Below are 18,465 nucleotides of genomic sequence, written 5' to 3'. Positions count from 1 at the left end.
CAAACATGGAAACAGTCAAAAGTGAAGCGGTAATTGTGATCAAGGATCTGGTCAAAGCCTTCGGGGACAAAATCATACTGGATGGATTTAATTTGACCGTAGAAAAGGGCAGCAATGTAGTGATCCTTGGTAAATCGGGTTCAGGTAAATCTGTACTGATCAAATGTATCATTGGCCTGTTACAGCCAGATAGCGGAAGCATCCATGTATTTAACGGTAATATACCAGAGATGAATGAAGATGAACTGGATCAGGCACGTTCTAAAATTGGTTTTTTGTTTCAAAGCAATGCCCTTTATGATTCGATGACGATCAGGGAAAATTTAGAGTTCCCGCTGTTAAGGCATTGGGTGGACATTGAGAAAGATGAAGTGGACAGGCTGGTCAACGGGGCTCTGGAAGATGTGGATCTGCTCCATACCCTGGATATGATGCCCTCAGAATTATCAGGAGGAATGCTGAAGCGCGTTGCTCTTGCAAGAACCATGATTCTGCGGCCTGAGGTTATTCTTTATGACGAGCCGACGACAGGCCTGGATCCGGTCACTTCAAGAGAAATCGAAAACCTGATCCTTAAACTGCAAAAAAAGAACCATACTTCTTCTATCATCATCTCGCACGATATGAACTGCGTAAAGAATACCGCAGATTTAGTGGTGCTCCTGCTGGAAGGGAAATGCTATGCAGAGGGAACATATGCAGAACTGGAGCAATCAGCCGATCAAAATATTAAACAGTTTTTTGAATAAAATAATAGAAAATGGCACATCAAAAAGAAAATAATATCAAGCTTGGGGCATTTGTTTTATCTGGCTTAGTCCTGATGATCCTTGCCTTATTTTTTATAGGAAAAAATCAAAATCTTTTTGGCAATGAATTTAAACTCAAGGTAAGGTTCTCTAATTTGAATGGTTTAACCGAAGGAAATAATGTGCTGTTTTCAGGGTTGCAGGCGGGGACAGTAAAAGGAATTGAACTTATTAACGACAGCACTATTGAAGTTACCATGCAGATCAATAGTAAGGTTAAATCATTTATAAACAAAAATGCCCTGGCCGCTATAGGCACTGAAGGTCTGATGGGCAACAAGGTCGTAAATATTAGTCCGGTCAAAGGCTTTAGCCAAAAAGTAGTAGAAGGTGATATTCTACAAGCTAAAAATATGGCTAATATGGACGAAATTGTAGAGAAACTATCGCAGACCAATAATAATGTTGCTGATATTTCTGAAGTACTCAAAGGTACAGTGTTGAGAATTGATAGCAGTGCAATATTAAAATTATTCAACGACGAAACCATTGGAATAAGTTTGAAGGCCTCCTTGCTAAACGTTTATAAGACAAGTAACAATGCCAACGAGATGACCATGGCACTAAATCAAATTATTAGCGACATTAAACAGGGCAAAGGAACTGCCGGGTTGTTACTCAGAGACACTGCATTGGCAGGTACGCTTCAGGATGCCGTTGTACAAATTAAGGCGGCCGGAGTTAATGCCAGTGCCATGACCAGGGAAATGAATACCATGATTAGGACAATAAACCATGACGTCACTAAAGGAAATAATGCTGTCAATACCGTGCTTAAGGATTCACTAATGGCTAAAAACATTAGCCTGACTATAGAAAACCTGCAACATGGTACAGATGGCTTTAACCAAAATATGGAGGCATTAAAGCATAATTTTCTTTTTAGAGGATACTTTAGATCTCTTGAGCGGAAAAAGATAAAAGAAGCTAAAGGGACTGAAAAGCTCAAATTAAAATAAAGCCGGTAAATTTATTCATTTATAAAAATCAAACTGATGGAATTTCATAAAATCCTAATTGCAATTGACAACAATCCAAGTTCAGAATTAGTCGCATTGAGTGGTCTTCAGCTTGCCCAGCAATACCATTCAGAAATAGCACTGATTAGCATCCCTGAAGCTGACAGTAGTATAGACTATGACCCGCCGACTCAAAAAGAGGAAGATGACATGATGGAGCATAATTTGAACGCCAATCAGCTTCGTGTGATCGAGAAAGTATTTAAAGACTATCCTGTCAAAAGTTTTGTTGCAAAAGGTGTACCATATAAAGTTATTATAGAGACGGCAGAGGAATGGGGGGCTGACATCATTGTTATGGGAACCCACGGCAGAAAAGGTTTGCCACATTTATTGTTAGGAAGCGTTGCAGAAGATGTAATCCGGCACTCCAAAAGAACTTTAGTTGTCATTCCGGTGATCGATTCACTTAAGTAATTTATATATTTTGGGCCCATTGCATAAGCCATAGCCTTTCCGACAGCAGATTGCTTTCTTATCTTGGTTCAAAGTTGAAATAAAAATCGTACCACCCTTCAATCTTTCAAAGTTTAAGCTGTTCAATACAGCAATGATCAAAAGTTCAGTGATGGATGCTTATTGAAAGTTGAATTTTCCTGGTAGGCTTTTGCGGCCTGAAGCAGCTTACCTTCACCAAAGAGCTGCCCCATAAATGTGATGCTAGCGGGATTTCCTTTTTCATTAAATCCGTTTGGCAATACCACACATGGATTACCGGTTAGATTAGTCATCGTTAAATTAGTGGAGAAAGACGGGGATAAATATAGATCGAGCCCCTTTAGTTTTTCATACCAGTCTTTGATCAATAAAGTGCGGGCACGGTTTGCCTGGATATATTCAACTGCCGGGATAAACTGGGAAGTGCGGAAAATATTGGGCCATGAATTCTTTCTCTGTTGTACCAGCTGGTCGTCTTTACCTGATAACACAAGTTCTTGAAAAGCAGCGCCTGCTTCTGCAGTCAGAATGAAAGTCATAGCATTTACGGGCATCTTTGGATAGGCTATAGGTACTAGTTCGGCGCCTAATTCCTTTAGCTTTTTTAAGGTAACAGAGTCATTGTTATGATTCTCATATTTCTCATCAAAATCAGCTTTTAAGAATCCAATCTTATATCCTTTTAAAGACTTCAGCCGCCCATCATAATTGAACGGAGCAGCAATTGTACTCAGGTCTTTGGGATCAGTGCCCTGAATGGTATTAAATACAATTGCGGCATCTTCTACACTTCGGGTAATGGGACCTAACTTATCCATACTCCAGCTTAATGCCATGGCGCCATATTTGCTGACTCTGCCAAAAGAGGGGCGAAGACCTGTTGTACCACACTCTGTTGATGGCGAGACAATAGATCCCAGGGTTTCTGACCCAATTGCAAAAGGTAAACAGCCGGCACTTACAGCGGAGGCTGATCCTGCTGATGAGCCACTTGAACCACGGGTAATATCCCAAGGGTTTTTTGTTTTTCCGCCAAACCATACATCATCCATAGCAAGTTCCCCTAAAGAAGTCTTGGCTACAAGTATGGCACCTGCTTCCTCAAGTCGTGTTATAACGGTTGCATCAAACTTCAACTGCTGATTTTTATAGGGTGGCGCTCCAAAAGTTGTTGCGTAATCTTTTTGTGCCAAAAGGTCTTTAGCTCCGAAAGGAATTCCATGTAAGATTCCCCGATAGTGTCCTGCTTTTATTTCTGCATCTGCAATCGCTGCCATTTTTAAGGCGTGCTCTTCGGTAAAAGTGATTACATTGAAAAGTGTACCATTGTACTTTTTGAGTCTTGCGATAAAGAAATGGGTTAGCGCTGTGGAGGTGATTTGTTTAGTACGGATTAATTCCGCAAGTTGGGTAACGGTATAAAAGGCCAGGTCATTCTGGTCAACTGGCATCTTCAAGTTAGTTTCTTTTGATACCTGAAAGCCGCTTTCACTATCTGGATTTACAAAACCTACTGGCAGGGGGTTGAAGTTTAGGGCCGGAACGACATCATTGGGGAGGTTGAGTTTACGAAGTTCTGCATATGAGGTTCTGTTCTCCATAAGTTCATGAATCATGGAGTCGGCTTCGTTTGTTGTGAATTCCATCCCTATCAGCACTTGAGCTTGTTTAATAATGCCGGAAGTAATGGGTATAGCTTCCAGTTTAGCATGAACAAAGGCGCCAAAGAGAAAACTTAAACTACTGATTGCACAAACTATTAGTAAGGTCCTAGATTTGTTCTTCATATTGGTGTCGGTGATAATACGTTTCCCTAATATAGGGAAATAAGTATTTGTTTTAACTTCTGAACCTTAAACCAAAGTAATATAGAAGAATGACAGCTCCCTTTAGTAGGTATGTTTTATCTCTGCTCTAATTTATAGATACAAAATGTCCCTTTTTGGTATAGGAATAAAGGTTACCAGAAGATTTTGTCTTTCATTATAAGCGGTTCATAATGTAGGTGAGTCTGGTAAATTATTCCAGATAGTAGTGCCTGATTTTATTCAGATCGTCATCCAGCTCATATACAAGTGGTATTCCTGTGGGTATTTCCAATGCGATGACTTCGTCATTTGTTAGGTGATCGATGTATTTGATTAATGCTCTTAAACTGTTTCCATGAGCGGATATGATTACATGTTTATTTTCAACAAGGGCTGGTACGATCTCTGATTGCCAATAAGGTAAAACCCTGGCAATGGTATCATTAAGGTTTTCTGATAATGGTAAATCTGCTTCTTTCAGGTCCTGATAGCGCAAGTCGTTAGCTGGATACCTGGGATCTTCTTTAGTCACGGCAGGTGGTTCTTCATCCGGATCACGTCTCCATTTGTATACTTGATCTGCTCCATATTTCTCTGCGGTCTCTAGTTTATTTAAGCCTTGCAATGCACCGTAAAAACGCTCGTTAAGATGCCATGACTTTTGTTCGGGAATCCAAAGGTGATCAAGTTCTTCCAGTACGATGTGTAGCGTTTTAATTGCTCGTTTTAAAAGAGAAGTAAAAGCTATGTCAAAATTATACCCATTTCTTTTTAATATTTCTCCTGCCTTCTTAGCCTGAATATATCCATTTTCAGAAAGATCTACATCGGTCCATCCAGTAAACCTATTTTCCTGATTCCATAAACTTTCTCCATGACGGATCAATACAATCTTTTTCATTAGCACTAAATTAGAAAAGAAATTTGATGCTTAGGGATAATCTTGTCTACGATATTCATTCCGAGCTTTCTGTAGCTTTCAAACTGCTCTTCATTGAAGAATTGGTTTGCGGTACTTTGATGCGGAAAGGCCGTATTTTTTTTAGCGTATTCCTGCAAGTCGATGTTTTCTTTTGTCGTCATTGAAGCTTTAATATACTAATGAGTTCATAAAGCCCCATATTGTCAAAAGTGAGCACCATCAGATAGGAAAACAAAGTCGCTTCTTGTGCTCGTATTTCCAGACAGGTCTGAAATCAGGTAGGTTAACCCAAGGTAAGGATCTGACTTTTTCCATGCAGCCTTTCTGGGGTTACCCATAACATGTCCGACAGGCGCTTTATAATTACGCTAATTTTCTTCGGCTTAATGGAAAGGCTACAAAATCTGAGATTGGGATAAAGGAATGGATGCCACAAGCGAACTATGATTGTTTATTTTTTTATACTACTATAGTGGTAATGCTTAAAACCTTACAGCTTAAACAAATTTTGGGTATAATCCAATAATGCAGTTCCCCCTCGTTGCCCATGACCAGGAATTATAATTTTGGTATAGGGATATTTTTCTTTCAACTTTGATACGGTAGAAGACCATGTATTCGTATTGGCATCATTCAAATTACCTTTACCTGCGCCTAGTTCTTTGATGAGGCAGCCTCCAAACATGACATTTTCTTTAGGGAAATATCCAATTATATTGTCCCTGGTATGACCTTCTCCAAAATAGTCAATCATTACTTTTTCATTGCCTACTTTGAGTTCCATTTGTTTGTCGAATCCATTTTGAGGAATGCTGAAATGATTAGTTTTGGCTAATGTTATCGTTAAATTGTTGGCGTAAGAGGGAATGTTGTGTTTGTGGAACTCCTCTAAACCACCCAGACAATCTTCATGAAAATGTGTAGGTACAATAGCTTTAATTTTGCAGCGGAGCGTGTTTTGTACCCAATTGATCAACTCTAAAGAGGTTTGATCGTCTGGTGGTGTGTCAAATATTATGGCTTCTCTATGATCAAAAACAATCATCCCATTACAAGAAACTTTGCCAAAGCTTTCAGTATTCATATAGGAGATGTGTTGATATACATGGTCTGCTATTTTTTCAATTGCCAAGGTATTAGATTTATAGTTTTCAAGTTTTTCTAGTGGTTTTATTGTATTACAACCGAATAAAAAGAAACCAATAAGTGTAATTTTTAAGGACTTTGTCATGATCTTATCTTTACATATGAACAATCGGTGATTGAGATTTATTGCTTTTCCAGCACTTATGAATAGGAAATTAACGATTTTAAGTTAACACGCAAATTCAAGAAAGAAAAATCTCTATACAGCAGCAATGTGAAAATGATTTAATTTATCCTTGCTAAATTAAATCATTTTTTTTAAAATGTTATTGAACCTCAATCGTCTTAACTATTAAACAAAGTACATTATTGAACGGCCTGATGCGCGAAGACAAGAACAGTTACCTTTTAACGACCATAAAAGATCATGGGGAAGGGTTACTGTCATTTATTACAAGGCGAGTAAATAATGATGCGGATGCCCAAGATATACTGCAGGATATCTGGTATCAGCTCAGCTTAATGATTAACACCGCACCTGTGGAGCAAACGGGAGCTTGGTTATATAAGGTAGCGCGTAATAAAATTACGGATAAGTATCGTAAGCATTCTGAAAGTTTACTTGACGATGTTTTCGGTGTCGATGAACCGGATTACAGCACGATACTTTATCCTGATTCGGCTACTCCTGAAACGGAATACTTGCGTGGCCTTTTTTGGGAGCAATTATATGCAGCGCTGGACGAATTGCCTGAAGAGCAAAAACAAGTTTTTGTATGGCATGAATTGGAAGATCTTTCTTTCCAGAGCATTGCTGAGCTCACAAAGGTGAATGTGCAGACGCTGGTATCCCGAAAAAGATATGCAGTGGTACATCTGCGTAAGCGGTTAAAACAATTGTACGATGAATTGACAGACAAATAATTTAAATGATGAGAAAGCTATTTTTTAATATGCCCGGCAAGGTCCGGGTTGTTTTATTTCCTATTATGGCTGCGGCCTTTTTAACTCTAATCAGTTTTGTAGTGATGTTCTTGTGGAACAATCTGCTGCCCGATATTATCCATGTTGGAACGATCACCTTTTGGCAGGCTATGGGAGTTTTTGTTTTATGTAAAATCTTGTTTGGCTTCGGTAGGATGGGACGATTTGGTGGTGACAGATCCCTTTTTAATAAACGCCTAACAGATCGGGTTAAAGATATGAGTCCTGAGAAAAGGGCTCAATTTGAAAAGAGATTCAGGGGCCGTATGTTTGGCTGTGGCGAAGAATTTCATCAGGATGAAGCGAAAGTGGACTAGAAATATAAAAAATCTTAACATTTAAAATACCTATATCATGATATCAATATTCAAAACTAATATTGCTTCAACTCGTGATTTGAACAAAATCAAACCTTATTTAAATGCCTTAATGGCCGATCTAAAATGGACCATTGATTTGTTTGACTGTGACCGGATATTACGGGTAGATTCCAGAGTGAACAAAAATGAAGAGATCATAAGGGTGGCGCGGAGTCTTGGCTTTGAATGTATTAATTTGGAGACTTTTTATTCAGAACCTTCTTTCTGATTAGGATTACCCGACTTGTCTTTTAAAAAAGAATCTACGTAAGTAAATGGTTCACATCAATAGCGAGGCGGATATAATGAATCTTACCTCATTAAGTAAGCATATTTTACAAAAAAGGAAAGTTTAATTGATGAGTTGAGTTGGCTCGATTCAATAATACCACTGTTAAAACTTTTGATATTGTTTGTTTAACAGCCAACTATTATTAGTTTTATCGTGTTATTGCGTCACGATGAAATCAAATCCTATAATCCTCTTGCTAATTGTGCTTCTTTTCTCTTTGGAGATCAGTGCACAGAAAAAACATTCATTCGAAATTAAGGATGGTGCTTTTTTGTACGATGCTAGACCTATTCAGATTCATTCCGGAGAGATGCACTATGCCCGAATTCCTAAAGAATATTGGCGAAACAGGTTGCAAATGCTCAAGGCAATGGGTCTTAATACCGTTGCTACCTATGTTTTCTGGAATTATCATAATACTTCTCCTGGGGTTTGGGATTTTAAAACCGGAAAACATAATCTGGCAGAATTCATAAAGACTGCCGGAGAGGAAGGGCTCTTTGTTATCCTGCGTCCGGGTCCCTATGCCTGTGCCGAGTGGGAATTCGGTGGTTACCCCTGGTGGTTGCAAAAGAACAAGGATCTGGTGATCCGTTCCAATAATCAGCCGTTTTTGGATTCCTGTAATGTGTATTTGTCCAAATTGGCCGAACAGGTTAAAGGATTGCAGATCAGTAATGGTGGCCCCATCATTATGGTTCAGGCAGAAAATGAATTCGGTTCTTATGTTTCACAACGAAAGGATATACCTCTCGTAGAACATAAAAAGTATAATCAAGCCATTTTAGCTTTGCTAAAAAATGCAGGTTTTAATGTTCCTTTTTTCACTTCAGATGGATCGGGCTTATTTGAGGGCGGGTCTTTAGCTGGCGTTTTACCTACTGCAAATGGAGAAAGCAACATCGATAATTTAAAGAAGGCAGTTAATCAGTATCATGGTAATATAGGCCCTTATATGGTGGCCGAATTCTATCCCGGTTGGTTAGATCATTGGGGAGAGCCATTTAATAAAATTCCGGCAGCAGATATCGCCACACAAACGGAAGTCTTTCTAAAGAATGGAGTCAGTTTCAACTTTTATATGGCGCATGGGGGAACAAATTTTGGTTTTACTTCAGGGGCTAATTATAATGAAGAACAGGATATTCAGCCTGATATTACCAGTTATGACTATGATGCTCCTGTATCTGAAGCAGGTTGGGCAACACCAAAATTTAGCGCCATCAGGGATTTGATGAAAAGATATGTGAAGTATGACATTCCAGCGGTTCCTGAACAAATGCCCGTAATTTTAATTCCGGATATTAAGTTAACCCGTACAGCTGACGTGCTGGATTGGAAGAAATCAATCAAGCCCATTACCAATGATAAACCTCTTTCCTTTGAAGATCTTAATCAAGGTTCCGGTTACGTGTTATATAGCAGGCGGTTCACTCAACCTGTAAATGGAAAACTCCAGGTTAAAGGTCTTCGTGATTACGGTGTCGTATATGTGAATGGTAAAAAAGTAGGTGTGCTCAATCGGGTAAACCAGATTTATGAGTTGGAAGTAGCTATTCCATTCAATGGAACTTTGGATATCCTGGTTGAAAATATGGGCCGCATCAATTATGGGGAGCAAATTATCAATAATATAAAAGGGATTATTTCTGATGTGTTAATCAATGATCAAGTGGTAACAGGTGGCTGGCAAATGTTTAAAATGCCTTTTGATGTGCAGCCTGCTCTGGAAAAATATCCATTAAAAAATGTAATAGGAAGGCCCGCTTTATACGCCGGATCCTTCGATCTGACGGTAACAGGAGATACTTTTTTGAATATGAGTGATTGGGGTAAAGGAATTGTATTCGTTAACGGTCATCATTTGGGGCGTTATTGGAACATCGGTCCTCAACAGACTTTGTATCTTCCCGGATGCTGGTTGATTAAAGGGAAAAACGAAGTGGTGATCTATGACCAGCTTAATGATAAATTGCATACTACCTTAAAAACAACAAAACTTCCGGTGTTGGATGCTTTAAAAAATTAAACGTTGTGCTATGCTATTGATAAACCCTGACCGAAACTTACTATCTGGTATTAAGAAATATCTTGAATCCCAGCGACGACTCCTGATTGTATCCCTGTATTTGATATGTTTATTTAGTGCTGATAGTTTTGCGCAGGCACCTGTTCCCTTTGGACCGGTGCCATCAGCTGCTCAATTACAATGGCATGAAACAGGCATGTATTGTATCGTTCACTTTGGTCCTGACACATTTACCGATAAGGAGTGGGGGTATGGGGATGAAGATCCTGCACTCTTCAATCCAAAGAATTTTGATGCCATGCAGATTGTTGGGGCAGCAAAAAGCGGAGGATTTAAAGGGATTGTATTGGTTGCCAAACATCATGACGGATTTTGTTTATGGCCAACGAAAACCACCGAACATAATATCAGTAAAAGTCCCTGGAAAAACGGAAAGGGTGATCTGGTAGAAGAGTTTAAAAAGGCATGTGATAAATTGGGGATGAAGTTTGGACTATATTGCTCTCCATGGGATAGAAACAGTGCTTTATATGGTAAACCAGCTTACGTAGAGATGTACAGAGCGCAGATCAAGGAACTTTATACCAAATATGGTCCCCTGTTTATGTCCTGGCATGACGGGGCAAACGGCGGTGATGGGTATTATGGTGCTGCGCGCGAAAAAAGAACCATAGATAGAACTACCTATTATGGATGGGATACCACATTTGCCTTGGTTCGTAAGCTTCAGCCTAATGCCGCAATTTTCGGAGATATAGGACCTGATGTTCGATGGGTAGGAAATGAAGAGGGACATGCAGGGATCACCTCATGGCAAACCTATACTCCTGCTGCTCTGGAAGAAGGGAAAATAGCTGCAAATGGTTTTAGTAAATACTGGGAGGCTACAACGGGCCATCGGGATGGCCAGTCCTGGATGCCTGCTGAATGTGATGTCTCTTTACGGCCGGGATGGTTTTACCACGCAAAGGACGATAATAAAGTAAAATCTCCTTATGAACTTTTTGATTTATACTTTCAAAGCATGGGCAGAGGTGCTGGTCTTGATTTAGGCTTATCGCCTGATAGAAGAGGAGTGTTGCACGAAAACGATGTGAAAGCACTAAAGTCATTTGGTGAACTTCTAAAACAAACATTTGATAAAAATCTGCTTTTGGGTGCGCGTTTCGATGCTTCAAACATCAGACAAAACAACGAACCATTATATGGTACGGCAAATCTAATCGATGCTGACCCATATTCTTCCTGGATCACGGATGATGAATATAAAGTGCCTGTTCTCACTATTAATTTAAAAGAAGAAACGACATTTAATATTATTAAAATAAGAGAAAATATTAAACTCGGTCAGCGCATCGATTCATTAACCTTATATGCCTGGAATCTGAACAAATGGGAGAAGATTGCAGGGGCTACCAGTATTGGCTCTCTACGATTGATCCGACTTTCCAAATACCTGACCGCAAAAAGATTACGATTAGTAATTAACGATGCTTCAGCAAGTCCGGCAATCAGTGAACTTGGATTGTATGCCGAACCTGTTCGGTTAGGAGCTCCTGAAATTAAACGAAATAAGTCTGGCGAGATTGAAATAACCTCCATTTCTCCTGTTACAGGAATCCATTATGTTGTTAATGGTGGAGAAACGTTGATTTACCAGAGTCCTTTTCTGTTACCTGATGGTGGTATTATAAAAGCAAACGCAATGAATGGGAACAAATCAGGTGAACAGCAAATTAAAGAATTTGGACTAGCTAAAAATAAATGGAAGGTACTGTCTCCTGTTGGGGTTAATAATCTGTTGATCATTGATGATCAAAGTCAAACGGTAGCCGAAGCAGGTTCTGTAAATGGTGCTTCTCCGGAATGGGTCATTGACTTAGCCAGTATAGTTACGTTCAGATCCTTTACCTTTTTGCCGCCACAGGATAATATGCTCGATGGCATTGTAGACCAATACGTATTTTATGTGAGTGATGATAACAAAAACTGGAAGCTGGTATCAAAAGGAACCTTTGCCAATATTGCCGCAAACCGTGTGGAACAACGGGTGGCTTTGCCTTCTGCTGTCAGTGGACGTTATATTAAATTTTTAGCACTACATGTTCTTTCGGGTACTAAGGCGAGAATTGCGGAAATCGGAATTGTTAAATAAATCATTTTGCAATACAAGTAGTACTATCGCTGGAGTTGTTCGACTGTCTTTTGAGTCTAAAAGATTATTTGTGCTGATATTATTAATAAATAAATATGTTTAAAAGAACATCCATCCTTATTCTCCTGTATGCTTTTACTTGCAGTGGTTATGCTCAGATCTCTATAATTCCTAAACCCTTAAGTATGATTTCACCAGAAAATGGTGGAACGGTTAGAATAGATGCATCAACTCAAATCAGCGTTCAAATTCCCGCTCTTCAAAATTCAGCTGATTTTCTTAACGATTACTTAGTACAGTTTTACGGCTTTATGCTAAAGAGCAGTAAGCCGGTAGGTAATCAGTCTGCCGTTTATTTAAGTATTAAAAACGATGCCGGTAAAACCAGTAGTTCTTATTCTTTGGTCGTAAATAAAAATAGAATCAATATACAGGGAACAGATGCTATAGGTGTTTTTTATGGAGTGCAGTCGCTTATTCAATTACTCCCCGTTGTTAAAGGTGCTGTTCTCCCAATCCCTTATGTAACCATTACTGATGCTCCTCAGTTTGTTTATAGAGGAATGCACCTGGATGTGGCAAGACATTTTTTTCCGGTTGCTTTCGTTAAGAAATATATTGATTTTCTGGCTCTTCATAAGATGAACTATTTTCACTGGCATTTAACTGACGATCAGGGATGGCGGATAGAGATTAAAAAATATCCCCGACTAACTCAGATTGGAGGGTATCGAAATGGAACTATCATCGGTCATTTTCCGGGTACCGGAAATGATAACAAGCGTTATGGTGGCTTTTATACTCAGGAGCAAATCAAGGAAGTGGTGGCGTATGCGACTAAAAGATATATAACCGTTATTCCTGAAATTGAGATGCCTGGACATGCTTCAGCGGCCATTGCTGCTTATCCTGAGCTCAGTTGTTTTCCTGAGGAATCTACCAAGGCACCTGAAAAAACGGTTTGGTCGGGACCAGCTACAGGGAAACAAGTACAACAAACATGGGGTGTATTTGAGGATGTATTCGCACCTACTGAAAAGACGTTTACCTTCCTGCAGGATGTACTCGATGAAGTTATTCCCCTTTTCCCATCTCAATACATTCATATTGGAGGTGACGAATCGCCTAAAGACAATTGGAAGCGTTCTGCTTTTTGTCAGCAGCTAATTAAAGAAAAAGGTTTAAAAGATGAACATGGTCTGCAGAGCTATTTTGTTCAGCGCATGGAAAAATATGTGAACAGTAAAGGCAGAACAATTATCGGTTGGGATGAAATTCTGGAAGGTGGATTAGCACCTAATGCGATTGTGATGAGCTGGAGAGGAGAAGAAGGCGGTATTGCTGCTGCAAAACTGAAACATCAGGTGATTATGACGCCTGGAAGTCATGTTTATTTTGATCATTCGCAAGTTAAACCGGATGATTCTTTAACTATTGGCGGATATACCACTGTACGGAAAGTATATTCTTATGAGCCTGTACCCAAGGAACTTAGTACCGAAGAAGGTAAATGTGTATTAGGTGCCCAGGCAAATTTATGGACCGAGTATCTGCCTTATTCTACTACCATTGAATACCAGATATTTCCGCGCATCAGTGCTTTAAGTGAGGTGTTATGGAGTTCAAAACAATCCAGACAATGGGAAGAGTTTGAACCACGATTAAGGAATCAAATGAAACGATATGACTTATGGAAAGTTCATTATGGAGCAATTGATGTTAGTATGTAATATTGATATTGAGGAAATAGCTTGAAATGTTAGGTATTATAATGATTGAAAGATACAAAAAGAGTTCTGCTATCAGATGGATAGCATTCGTGATCTGTTTTATTCCCTATCTGTTATCCGCTCAGCATGTTTATAATTTTACAAAGGGTCTAGTGCTGAATCCCGTTCATCAGTACGGAAGACAGGCATTATATATAGATCCCTTAGCCTTTGCTTTGTACCAAAAGACGCTAAAAACTCCTATTTCTGGTTCTGCCTTCAGCTCCGTAAAAGATCATAATGAATTGATCTGGAAGGAAGTACACGCTGATACAGCAAATCGGTTTGGTGGTGATGACGAGTACAGAGCGTCAGGTTATATTTATTTCAGTTATAATGCTGCCCAGGCCAGAACCGCTTTATTAAATATAAGAGGAAACAGCGCGGTATTTGTTAATGGTGTACTTCATTTTGGAGATCCTTATGATTCTGGCTGGATGTATATCCCGGTTCAATTAAATAAGGGGAAGAACGAATTTTATGTGCGGGGTCAATATGTAAAGGCAAGTCTGCTTTTTCCTGCTAATGATGTTACACTGAATACAGACGATCCTACATTTCCAGATATTGTGACTGGACGTCCAAATGCTAATTTAAAAGCCGCTGTTGTGGTGATTAACAGTAGTTTAAAAGAACTAAAAGGCTTGCGTATTAAAAGTAGCCTCAATGGCAAAGTGATTATATCTCAATTTCCTGCCATCCCTTCCATGTCAACCCGTAAGGTGATTTTCAGGATTGATGCACAAAACAGCACTTCGATTGGTCAGGTAAATTGTAAAATAGAACTACAAGAAAGAGCGACCACTCTAGCAGAGCAGCAAGTAAAATTGAATGTTGTTGCCACTTCCGATAAGTATAAAAATACATTCATAAGCGGAATTGACGGTAGTCTTCAATATTATGCAGTAGCACCTCAGCTAGGTTCTTTTACCCCTGGGTCTGCGTTATTCTTTTCCGTACACGGTGCTGGTGTAGAGGCAATCGGACAAGCCAAAGCGTATAAATCTAAAGATTGGGGCAATCTGGTTGCTCCAACAAACCGCCGTCCTCGTGGTTTTAACTGGGAAGATTGGGGAAGACTGGATGCCCTGGAAGTACTCAAAATTGCAACTGATAAGTTTAAACCTGACCCGCAGCGTATTTACCTGACTGGTCATTCTATGGGTGGTCATGGAACCTGGTTTCTGGGGGCAACTTATCCGGAAAAATGGGCTGCTATAGCTCCTTGTTCAGGTTATCCAACCCTTAAAGGGTATGGTTCGGCTGATGGATTGATTCCTGATAGTAGCACCTCTTCGATAGGCGAAGTTTTGCTTAGAGCTAGCAATCAAAGTGATGTGATTAAATTGGCCACTAATTATAAACCGTTAGGGGTTTATGTTTTGCATGGTGACGCTGACCCGGTGGTATCGGTAAAGTATGCAAGACAAATGAAAAACATACTGGCCGGTTTTCATCCGGATTATAGTTACTATGAGTATCCCGGTGGAAGTCACTGGTACGGAGATCAGAGTGTGGATTGGAATCCTCTCTTTGATTTTTTTAGGTGGCATAAACGGTCTGTAGACAGTGCTATAAATGTGATAGATTTCAAGACATCCAGTCCCGGTATTTCTGCCAGCTATAGATGGGCCTCTGTAATACAACAGGATACTGCTTTAGAGTATAGCCGGATCAAGCTGCTAAGGGATAAGTTAGCCGGAGTGATTAGCGGATCAACTGAAAATGTACGGTTACTTAAGCTAAGTATGCAAGATTTCGGGGCATCAATGACCGTTTCCATTCAGTTGGATTCTCTTCAAACAGTTAGCTATACAACGCGTTCCGAAAGTGACAGTTTATACTTGCTCAAAGCAGAAAATAAATGGACCATAACGGGTAAGCCACCTTTAAGTCAGAAAGGTCCCCATCGTTATGGCACCTTCAAAGAGCCTTTCAGTAAGAATATGATCTTTGTTTATAGCACTAAAGGGACAAAAGAAGAAAACGAATGGAGTATAAATAAGGCTAGGTACGATGCTGAGGCTTGGTATTACAGAGGAAATGGAGCTGTCGATATTATTGCGGATAAGCAATATTCCAAAAGTAAGTATGCAGGAAGGAATGTGATTGTTTATGGAAATGCTTCCAGCAATGGCGTCTGGAAACAATTGTTACAGGATTGTCCGGTTCAGGTAAACAGAAATTCAGTCCGCGTAGGTGCTAATGAATGGAAAGGGGATGACTTAGGGGCTTATTTTATATGGCCTTTAAAAGGTTCAGCAGTAAATTCAGTAGCCGTCATTTCAGGAACAGGCCTTAGGGGAATGAACGCAGCGAATGCGAATCAGTATTTTGCTGGTGGCAGCGGTTTTCCTGACTTTATGGTGTTTAGTTTGGATATGTTGAACACCGGTGTTGAGGCAGTAAAAACGGCCGGTTTTTATACCAATAATTGGGAGATCGGTACGAAATAATCCAGTTTTAACTTGCTATTGGGATATATGAACATGATTGCAAGTGTGGGTGAGGAATGGTGTTTTTTTAGCTCTGGTTCTTAAATAAGCAAATTTATTATTTATACATAATGGCTCGTCTTTTTATATTTTATGTTGTATTGATGTTGTCCCTGGAAGTATCAGCGCAAACTTCTAAAAAAGTAAATCCGAGGTTAACTCAGGACGTTGCTTTAACCAAAAAACAAGCAGAGGAACTGAGTTCATCCTTGATGAAGCAGAAAATGCAAGAACTTAAAACCTCTTTGCAACCTGATTGGGAGAGCCAGGTGATTCATCAGGGCATTCATGAAATGAAATTTCAGTATAAAATTTATGGTAATCAGCCTGCAGATGGGCGCAGCCTTTTTATCTCTATGCATGGAGGTGGAAATGCATCTGTGGAGCTGAATGACCAGCAATGGAATAATCAGATTAAGCTATATAAACCAGCTGAAGGTGTTTATTTAGCTCCAAGGGCACCCTCAAATACATGGAATTTATGGCACGAATCGCATATAGATACCTTGTTTGATAAGCTGATTGAAGCGGCTGTAATATTTGAAAACGTGAATCCGGATAAGGTTTATATTATGGGTTATTCTGCCGGAGGGGACGGTGTTTATCAACTAGCACCCAGAATGGCTGACCGATGGGCAGCTGCAGCAATGATGGCCGGTCATCCCAATGAGACTTCTCCACTGGGATTGCGTAATATAGGTTTTACCTTACATGTTGGAGCCTTAGATAGTGCTTATCAGCGGAATGATATTGCAGCCCAATGGGCAGTTAAACTCGATAGTTTGAGTAAGGCCGATCAGGGTGGATACAAACATCTGGTTCAGGTACATCAGGGAAGGGCGCATTGGATGAATCGGGAAGATTCAGTAGCCGTACCATGGATGGCTTCTTTCAAACGAAATCCGATTCCCGCAAAGGTGGTTTGGAAACAGGATGATATGAATCACCTGAACTTTTATTGGTTGGCAGTTCCTTCTGGAAGTGTAAAGACGAATGGATTAATAAAGGTTTCTTATAATGGGAATGAGATAAATGTCGAAGAAAATTACAGCGATACGCTGGTTATTCATTTAAATGACAGGATGATGGATTTGGATAAGGATGTAACCTTAAACTATCTAGGTAAGCAATTATTTAAAGGCAAGGTTCCAAGAAAAGCAGCTGTGATAAAAGAGACTATTCAAGAGCGTAAAGATCCAGGATTGATCTTCTCTGCTGAGCTGATCATTGTGGATGGAAAGCTAATAAGAAGGTAATGTACAACAGACGAAAATTTATCAGACTTTCCGCTTTAGGGATTCCTTTATTGTATTCCACAAAGTCAATAGCAGGTGCATTAAATGCGAATACAGGTAATCAAGTTGGATCGCCCATTGTAATTTCAACCTGGAATTTTGGGATAGAAGCGAATGCAGCAGCTTGGAACGTTCTTAAAAACGGTGGAAGAGCATTGGATGCTGTGGAGCAGGGTGTTTGGGTTCCTGAATCTGACCCCCAAAATCACAGTATAGGCTTAAATGGTTATCCGGACCGGGATGGCAAAGTTACCCTCGATGCCTGTATTATGGATGAACAGGGAAATTGCGGCAGTGTTGCTGCACTTGAATTTATCGCTCACCCGATTTCTGTTGCCAGAAGAGTGATGGAAAAGACTCCTCATGTGATGCTGGTAGGAGAAGGGGCCTTGCAATTTGCTCTGGAGCAAGGCTTTGAAAAGGTAAACAAGTTGAACCCAGAGTCTGAGAAGGCCTGGAAAGAGTGGCTGAAAACGGCCAAATATAAACCTGTCATCAATATCGAAAATAAGTCGTTCGCACCTAAAAAACTTCCCGGTAACCAGTATAATCACGATACCATAGGAATGTTGGCCCTGGATTCGAAGGGTAATCTTTCCGGGGCGTGTACCACCAGTGGTATGGCTTTTAAGATGCATGGCCGGGTAGGTGATTCTCCTATTATCGGTGCCGGGTTATACATTGATAATGAAGTGGGCGGAGCTACATCTACTGGTGTAGGTGAGGAAGTTATTCGAAATGTAGGAAGCTTTTTGGTGGTTGAACTGATGCGGCAAGGTTATTCCCCGGAGGATGCCTGCAAGGAAGCTGTAATGCGCATTATTAAACGGAAACCCGAAACAGCAAAAGAGATTCAAGTAGGGTTCCTGGCATTGAATAAAAAGGGCGAATATGGCGCTTATGCGATTCAAAAAGGCTTCAGTTATGCGGTATGTGATGCTGCAGATCAGAAATTGTTGATTAAGGGTAAGAGTTTTTACTAAAACCATATAGACCACATTTTAT

16 protein-coding genes are annotated in these 18,465 nt (G+C 39.9%); 12 read left to right on the top strand and 4 right to left on the bottom strand.

Annotation, left to right across the window (positions count from 1 at the left end; translation table 11 throughout):
- Window positions 1-5 precede the first annotated feature (5 nt).
- The 3 genes from BFL47_RS03075 to BFL47_RS03065 are packed head-to-tail and all read left to right on the top strand — an operon-like array spanning window position 6 to window position 2,245.
- Window positions 6-749: an ABC transporter ATP-binding protein gene (locus tag BFL47_RS03075; protein ID WP_069658321.1), complete on the top strand. Its 744-nt coding sequence runs from the start codon at window positions 6-8 to the stop codon at window positions 747-749.
- 11 nt (window positions 750-760) lie between these two features.
- The gene (locus BFL47_RS03070) at window positions 761-1,768 is read left to right on the top strand and encodes an MlaD family protein (protein WP_069658320.1); all 1,008 of its coding nucleotides are present in this window, start codon (window positions 761-763) and stop codon (window positions 1,766-1,768) included.
- Window positions 1,769-1,804: 36 nt separating this feature from the next.
- Complete coding sequence (locus tag BFL47_RS03065) at window positions 1,805-2,245, top strand: universal stress protein (RefSeq protein WP_069658319.1); 441 nt, start codon at window positions 1,805-1,807, stop codon at window positions 2,243-2,245.
- A gap of 137 nt (window positions 2,246-2,382) precedes the next feature.
- Here BFL47_RS03065 and BFL47_RS03060 read toward each other — a convergent pair whose 3' ends face one another.
- From BFL47_RS03060 to bla, 4 genes are all read right to left on the bottom strand, one after another.
- Window positions 2,383-4,053, bottom strand: coding sequence for an amidase (locus BFL47_RS03060; RefSeq protein ID WP_069658318.1), 1,671 nt, complete (start codon window positions 4,051-4,053; stop codon window positions 2,383-2,385).
- Window positions 4,054-4,285: 232 nt separating this feature from the next.
- Window positions 4,286-4,975 (bottom strand): 2,3-diphosphoglycerate-dependent phosphoglycerate mutase, encoded by a 690-nt coding sequence (gpmA, locus tag BFL47_RS03055; protein WP_069658317.1) that lies wholly within the window; start codon window positions 4,973-4,975, stop codon window positions 4,286-4,288.
- 5 nt (window positions 4,976-4,980) lie between these two features.
- The gene (locus BFL47_RS19700; RefSeq protein WP_170827255.1) at window positions 4,981-5,157 is read right to left on the bottom strand and encodes a hypothetical protein; all 177 of its coding nucleotides are present in this window, start codon (window positions 5,155-5,157) and stop codon (window positions 4,981-4,983) included.
- Between the two features lie 329 nt (window positions 5,158-5,486).
- Window positions 5,487-6,227, bottom strand: coding sequence for a subclass B1 metallo-beta-lactamase (gene bla, locus BFL47_RS03050; protein ID WP_069658316.1), 741 nt, complete (start codon window positions 6,225-6,227; stop codon window positions 5,487-5,489).
- Between the two features lie 236 nt (window positions 6,228-6,463).
- Between bla and BFL47_RS03045 the strand changes: the two genes are divergently transcribed.
- The 9 genes from BFL47_RS03045 (at window position 6,464) to BFL47_RS03005 (ending at window position 18,443) form a co-directional block, all read left to right on the top strand.
- Entirely contained in the window at window positions 6,464-7,006 is a 543-nt protein-coding gene (locus BFL47_RS03045; RefSeq protein ID WP_069658315.1) for an RNA polymerase sigma factor, read from the top strand.
- Between the two features lie 29 nt (window positions 7,007-7,035).
- The gene (locus BFL47_RS03040; protein WP_069658358.1) at window positions 7,036-7,383 is read left to right on the top strand and encodes a hypothetical protein; all 348 of its coding nucleotides are present in this window, start codon (window positions 7,036-7,038) and stop codon (window positions 7,381-7,383) included.
- A gap of 37 nt (window positions 7,384-7,420) precedes the next feature.
- Window positions 7,421-7,654, top strand: a complete 234-nt coding sequence (locus BFL47_RS03035; protein WP_069658314.1) for a hypothetical protein — start codon at window positions 7,421-7,423, stop codon at window positions 7,652-7,654.
- A 232-nt stretch (window positions 7,655-7,886) separates the two neighbouring features.
- The gene (locus tag BFL47_RS03030; RefSeq protein WP_069658313.1) at window positions 7,887-9,746 is read left to right on the top strand and encodes a beta-galactosidase; all 1,860 of its coding nucleotides are present in this window, start codon (window positions 7,887-7,889) and stop codon (window positions 9,744-9,746) included.
- Window positions 9,747-9,756: 10 nt separating this feature from the next.
- Window positions 9,757-11,901 carry an alpha-L-fucosidase gene (locus BFL47_RS03025; RefSeq protein WP_083256963.1) on the top strand — a complete coding sequence of 715 codons (2,145 nt, stop codon included), beginning with the start codon at window positions 9,757-9,759 and terminating at the stop codon, window positions 11,899-11,901.
- A 95-nt stretch (window positions 11,902-11,996) separates the two neighbouring features.
- Entirely contained in the window at window positions 11,997-13,631 is a 1,635-nt protein-coding gene (locus BFL47_RS03020) for a beta-N-acetylhexosaminidase (protein ID WP_069658312.1), read from the top strand.
- Between the two features lie 41 nt (window positions 13,632-13,672).
- Window positions 13,673-16,126, top strand: coding sequence for a carboxylesterase family protein (locus BFL47_RS03015; protein WP_083256973.1), 2,454 nt, complete (start codon window positions 13,673-13,675; stop codon window positions 16,124-16,126).
- A 110-nt stretch (window positions 16,127-16,236) separates the two neighbouring features.
- Window positions 16,237-17,421, top strand: a complete 1,185-nt coding sequence (locus BFL47_RS03010; RefSeq protein WP_069658311.1) for an alpha/beta hydrolase family protein — start codon at window positions 16,237-16,239, stop codon at window positions 17,419-17,421.
- Window positions 17,421-18,443, top strand: a complete 1,023-nt coding sequence (locus BFL47_RS03005) for a N(4)-(beta-N-acetylglucosaminyl)-L-asparaginase (protein WP_069658310.1) — start codon at window positions 17,421-17,423, stop codon at window positions 18,441-18,443. The genes BFL47_RS03010 and BFL47_RS03005 overlap by 1 nt, the downstream gene beginning before the upstream one ends.
- The last annotated feature ends 22 nt before the right edge of the window (window positions 18,444-18,465 follow it).

Origin of the sequence: Arcticibacter eurypsychrophilus (assembly GCF_001730525.1) — a bacterium.
Lineage (GTDB): Bacteria > Bacteroidota > Bacteroidia > Sphingobacteriales > Sphingobacteriaceae > Arcticibacter > Arcticibacter eurypsychrophilus.
This window is presented reverse-complemented; position numbering and strand designations above follow the sequence as displayed.

Bases quoted from the DNA above. Each gene is read 5' to 3' on its own strand.
- gpmA (WP_069658317.1), bottom strand. From the start codon at position 4,975: ATGAAAAAGATTGTATTGATCCGTCATGGAGAAAGTTTATGGAATCAG.
- BFL47_RS03015 (WP_083256973.1), top strand. From the start codon at position 13,673: ATGATTGAAAGATACAAAAAGAGTTCTGCTATCAGATGGATAGCATTC.
- BFL47_RS03040 (WP_069658358.1), top strand. From the start codon at position 7,036: ATGCCCGGCAAGGTCCGGGTTGTTTTATTTCCTATTATGGCTGCGGCC.
- BFL47_RS03060 (WP_069658318.1), bottom strand. From the start codon at position 4,053: ATGAAGAACAAATCTAGGACCTTACTAATAGTTTGTGCAATCAGTAGT.
- BFL47_RS03035 (WP_069658314.1), top strand. From the start codon at position 7,421: ATGATATCAATATTCAAAACTAATATTGCTTCAACTCGTGATTTGAAC.
- BFL47_RS03075 (WP_069658321.1), top strand. From the start codon at position 6: ATGGAAACAGTCAAAAGTGAAGCGGTAATTGTGATCAAGGATCTGGTC.
- BFL47_RS19700 (WP_170827255.1), bottom strand. From the start codon at position 5,157: ATGACGACAAAAGAAAACATCGACTTGCAGGAATACGCTAAAAAAAAT.
- BFL47_RS03010 (WP_069658311.1), top strand. From the start codon at position 16,237: ATGGCTCGTCTTTTTATATTTTATGTTGTATTGATGTTGTCCCTGGAA.
- bla (WP_069658316.1), bottom strand. From the start codon at position 6,227: ATGACAAAGTCCTTAAAAATTACACTTATTGGTTTCTTTTTATTCGGT.
- BFL47_RS03020 (WP_069658312.1), top strand. From the start codon at position 11,997: ATGTTTAAAAGAACATCCATCCTTATTCTCCTGTATGCTTTTACTTGC.
- BFL47_RS03070 (WP_069658320.1), top strand. From the start codon at position 761: ATGGCACATCAAAAAGAAAATAATATCAAGCTTGGGGCATTTGTTTTA.
- BFL47_RS03045 (WP_069658315.1), top strand. From the start codon at position 6,464: ATGCGCGAAGACAAGAACAGTTACCTTTTAACGACCATAAAAGATCAT.
- BFL47_RS03065 (WP_069658319.1), top strand. From the start codon at position 1,805: ATGGAATTTCATAAAATCCTAATTGCAATTGACAACAATCCAAGTTCA.
- BFL47_RS03025 (WP_083256963.1), top strand. From the start codon at position 9,757: ATGCTATTGATAAACCCTGACCGAAACTTACTATCTGGTATTAAGAAA.
- BFL47_RS03005 (WP_069658310.1), top strand. From the start codon at position 17,421: ATGTACAACAGACGAAAATTTATCAGACTTTCCGCTTTAGGGATTCCT.
- BFL47_RS03030 (WP_069658313.1), top strand. From the start codon at position 7,887: ATGAAATCAAATCCTATAATCCTCTTGCTAATTGTGCTTCTTTTCTCT.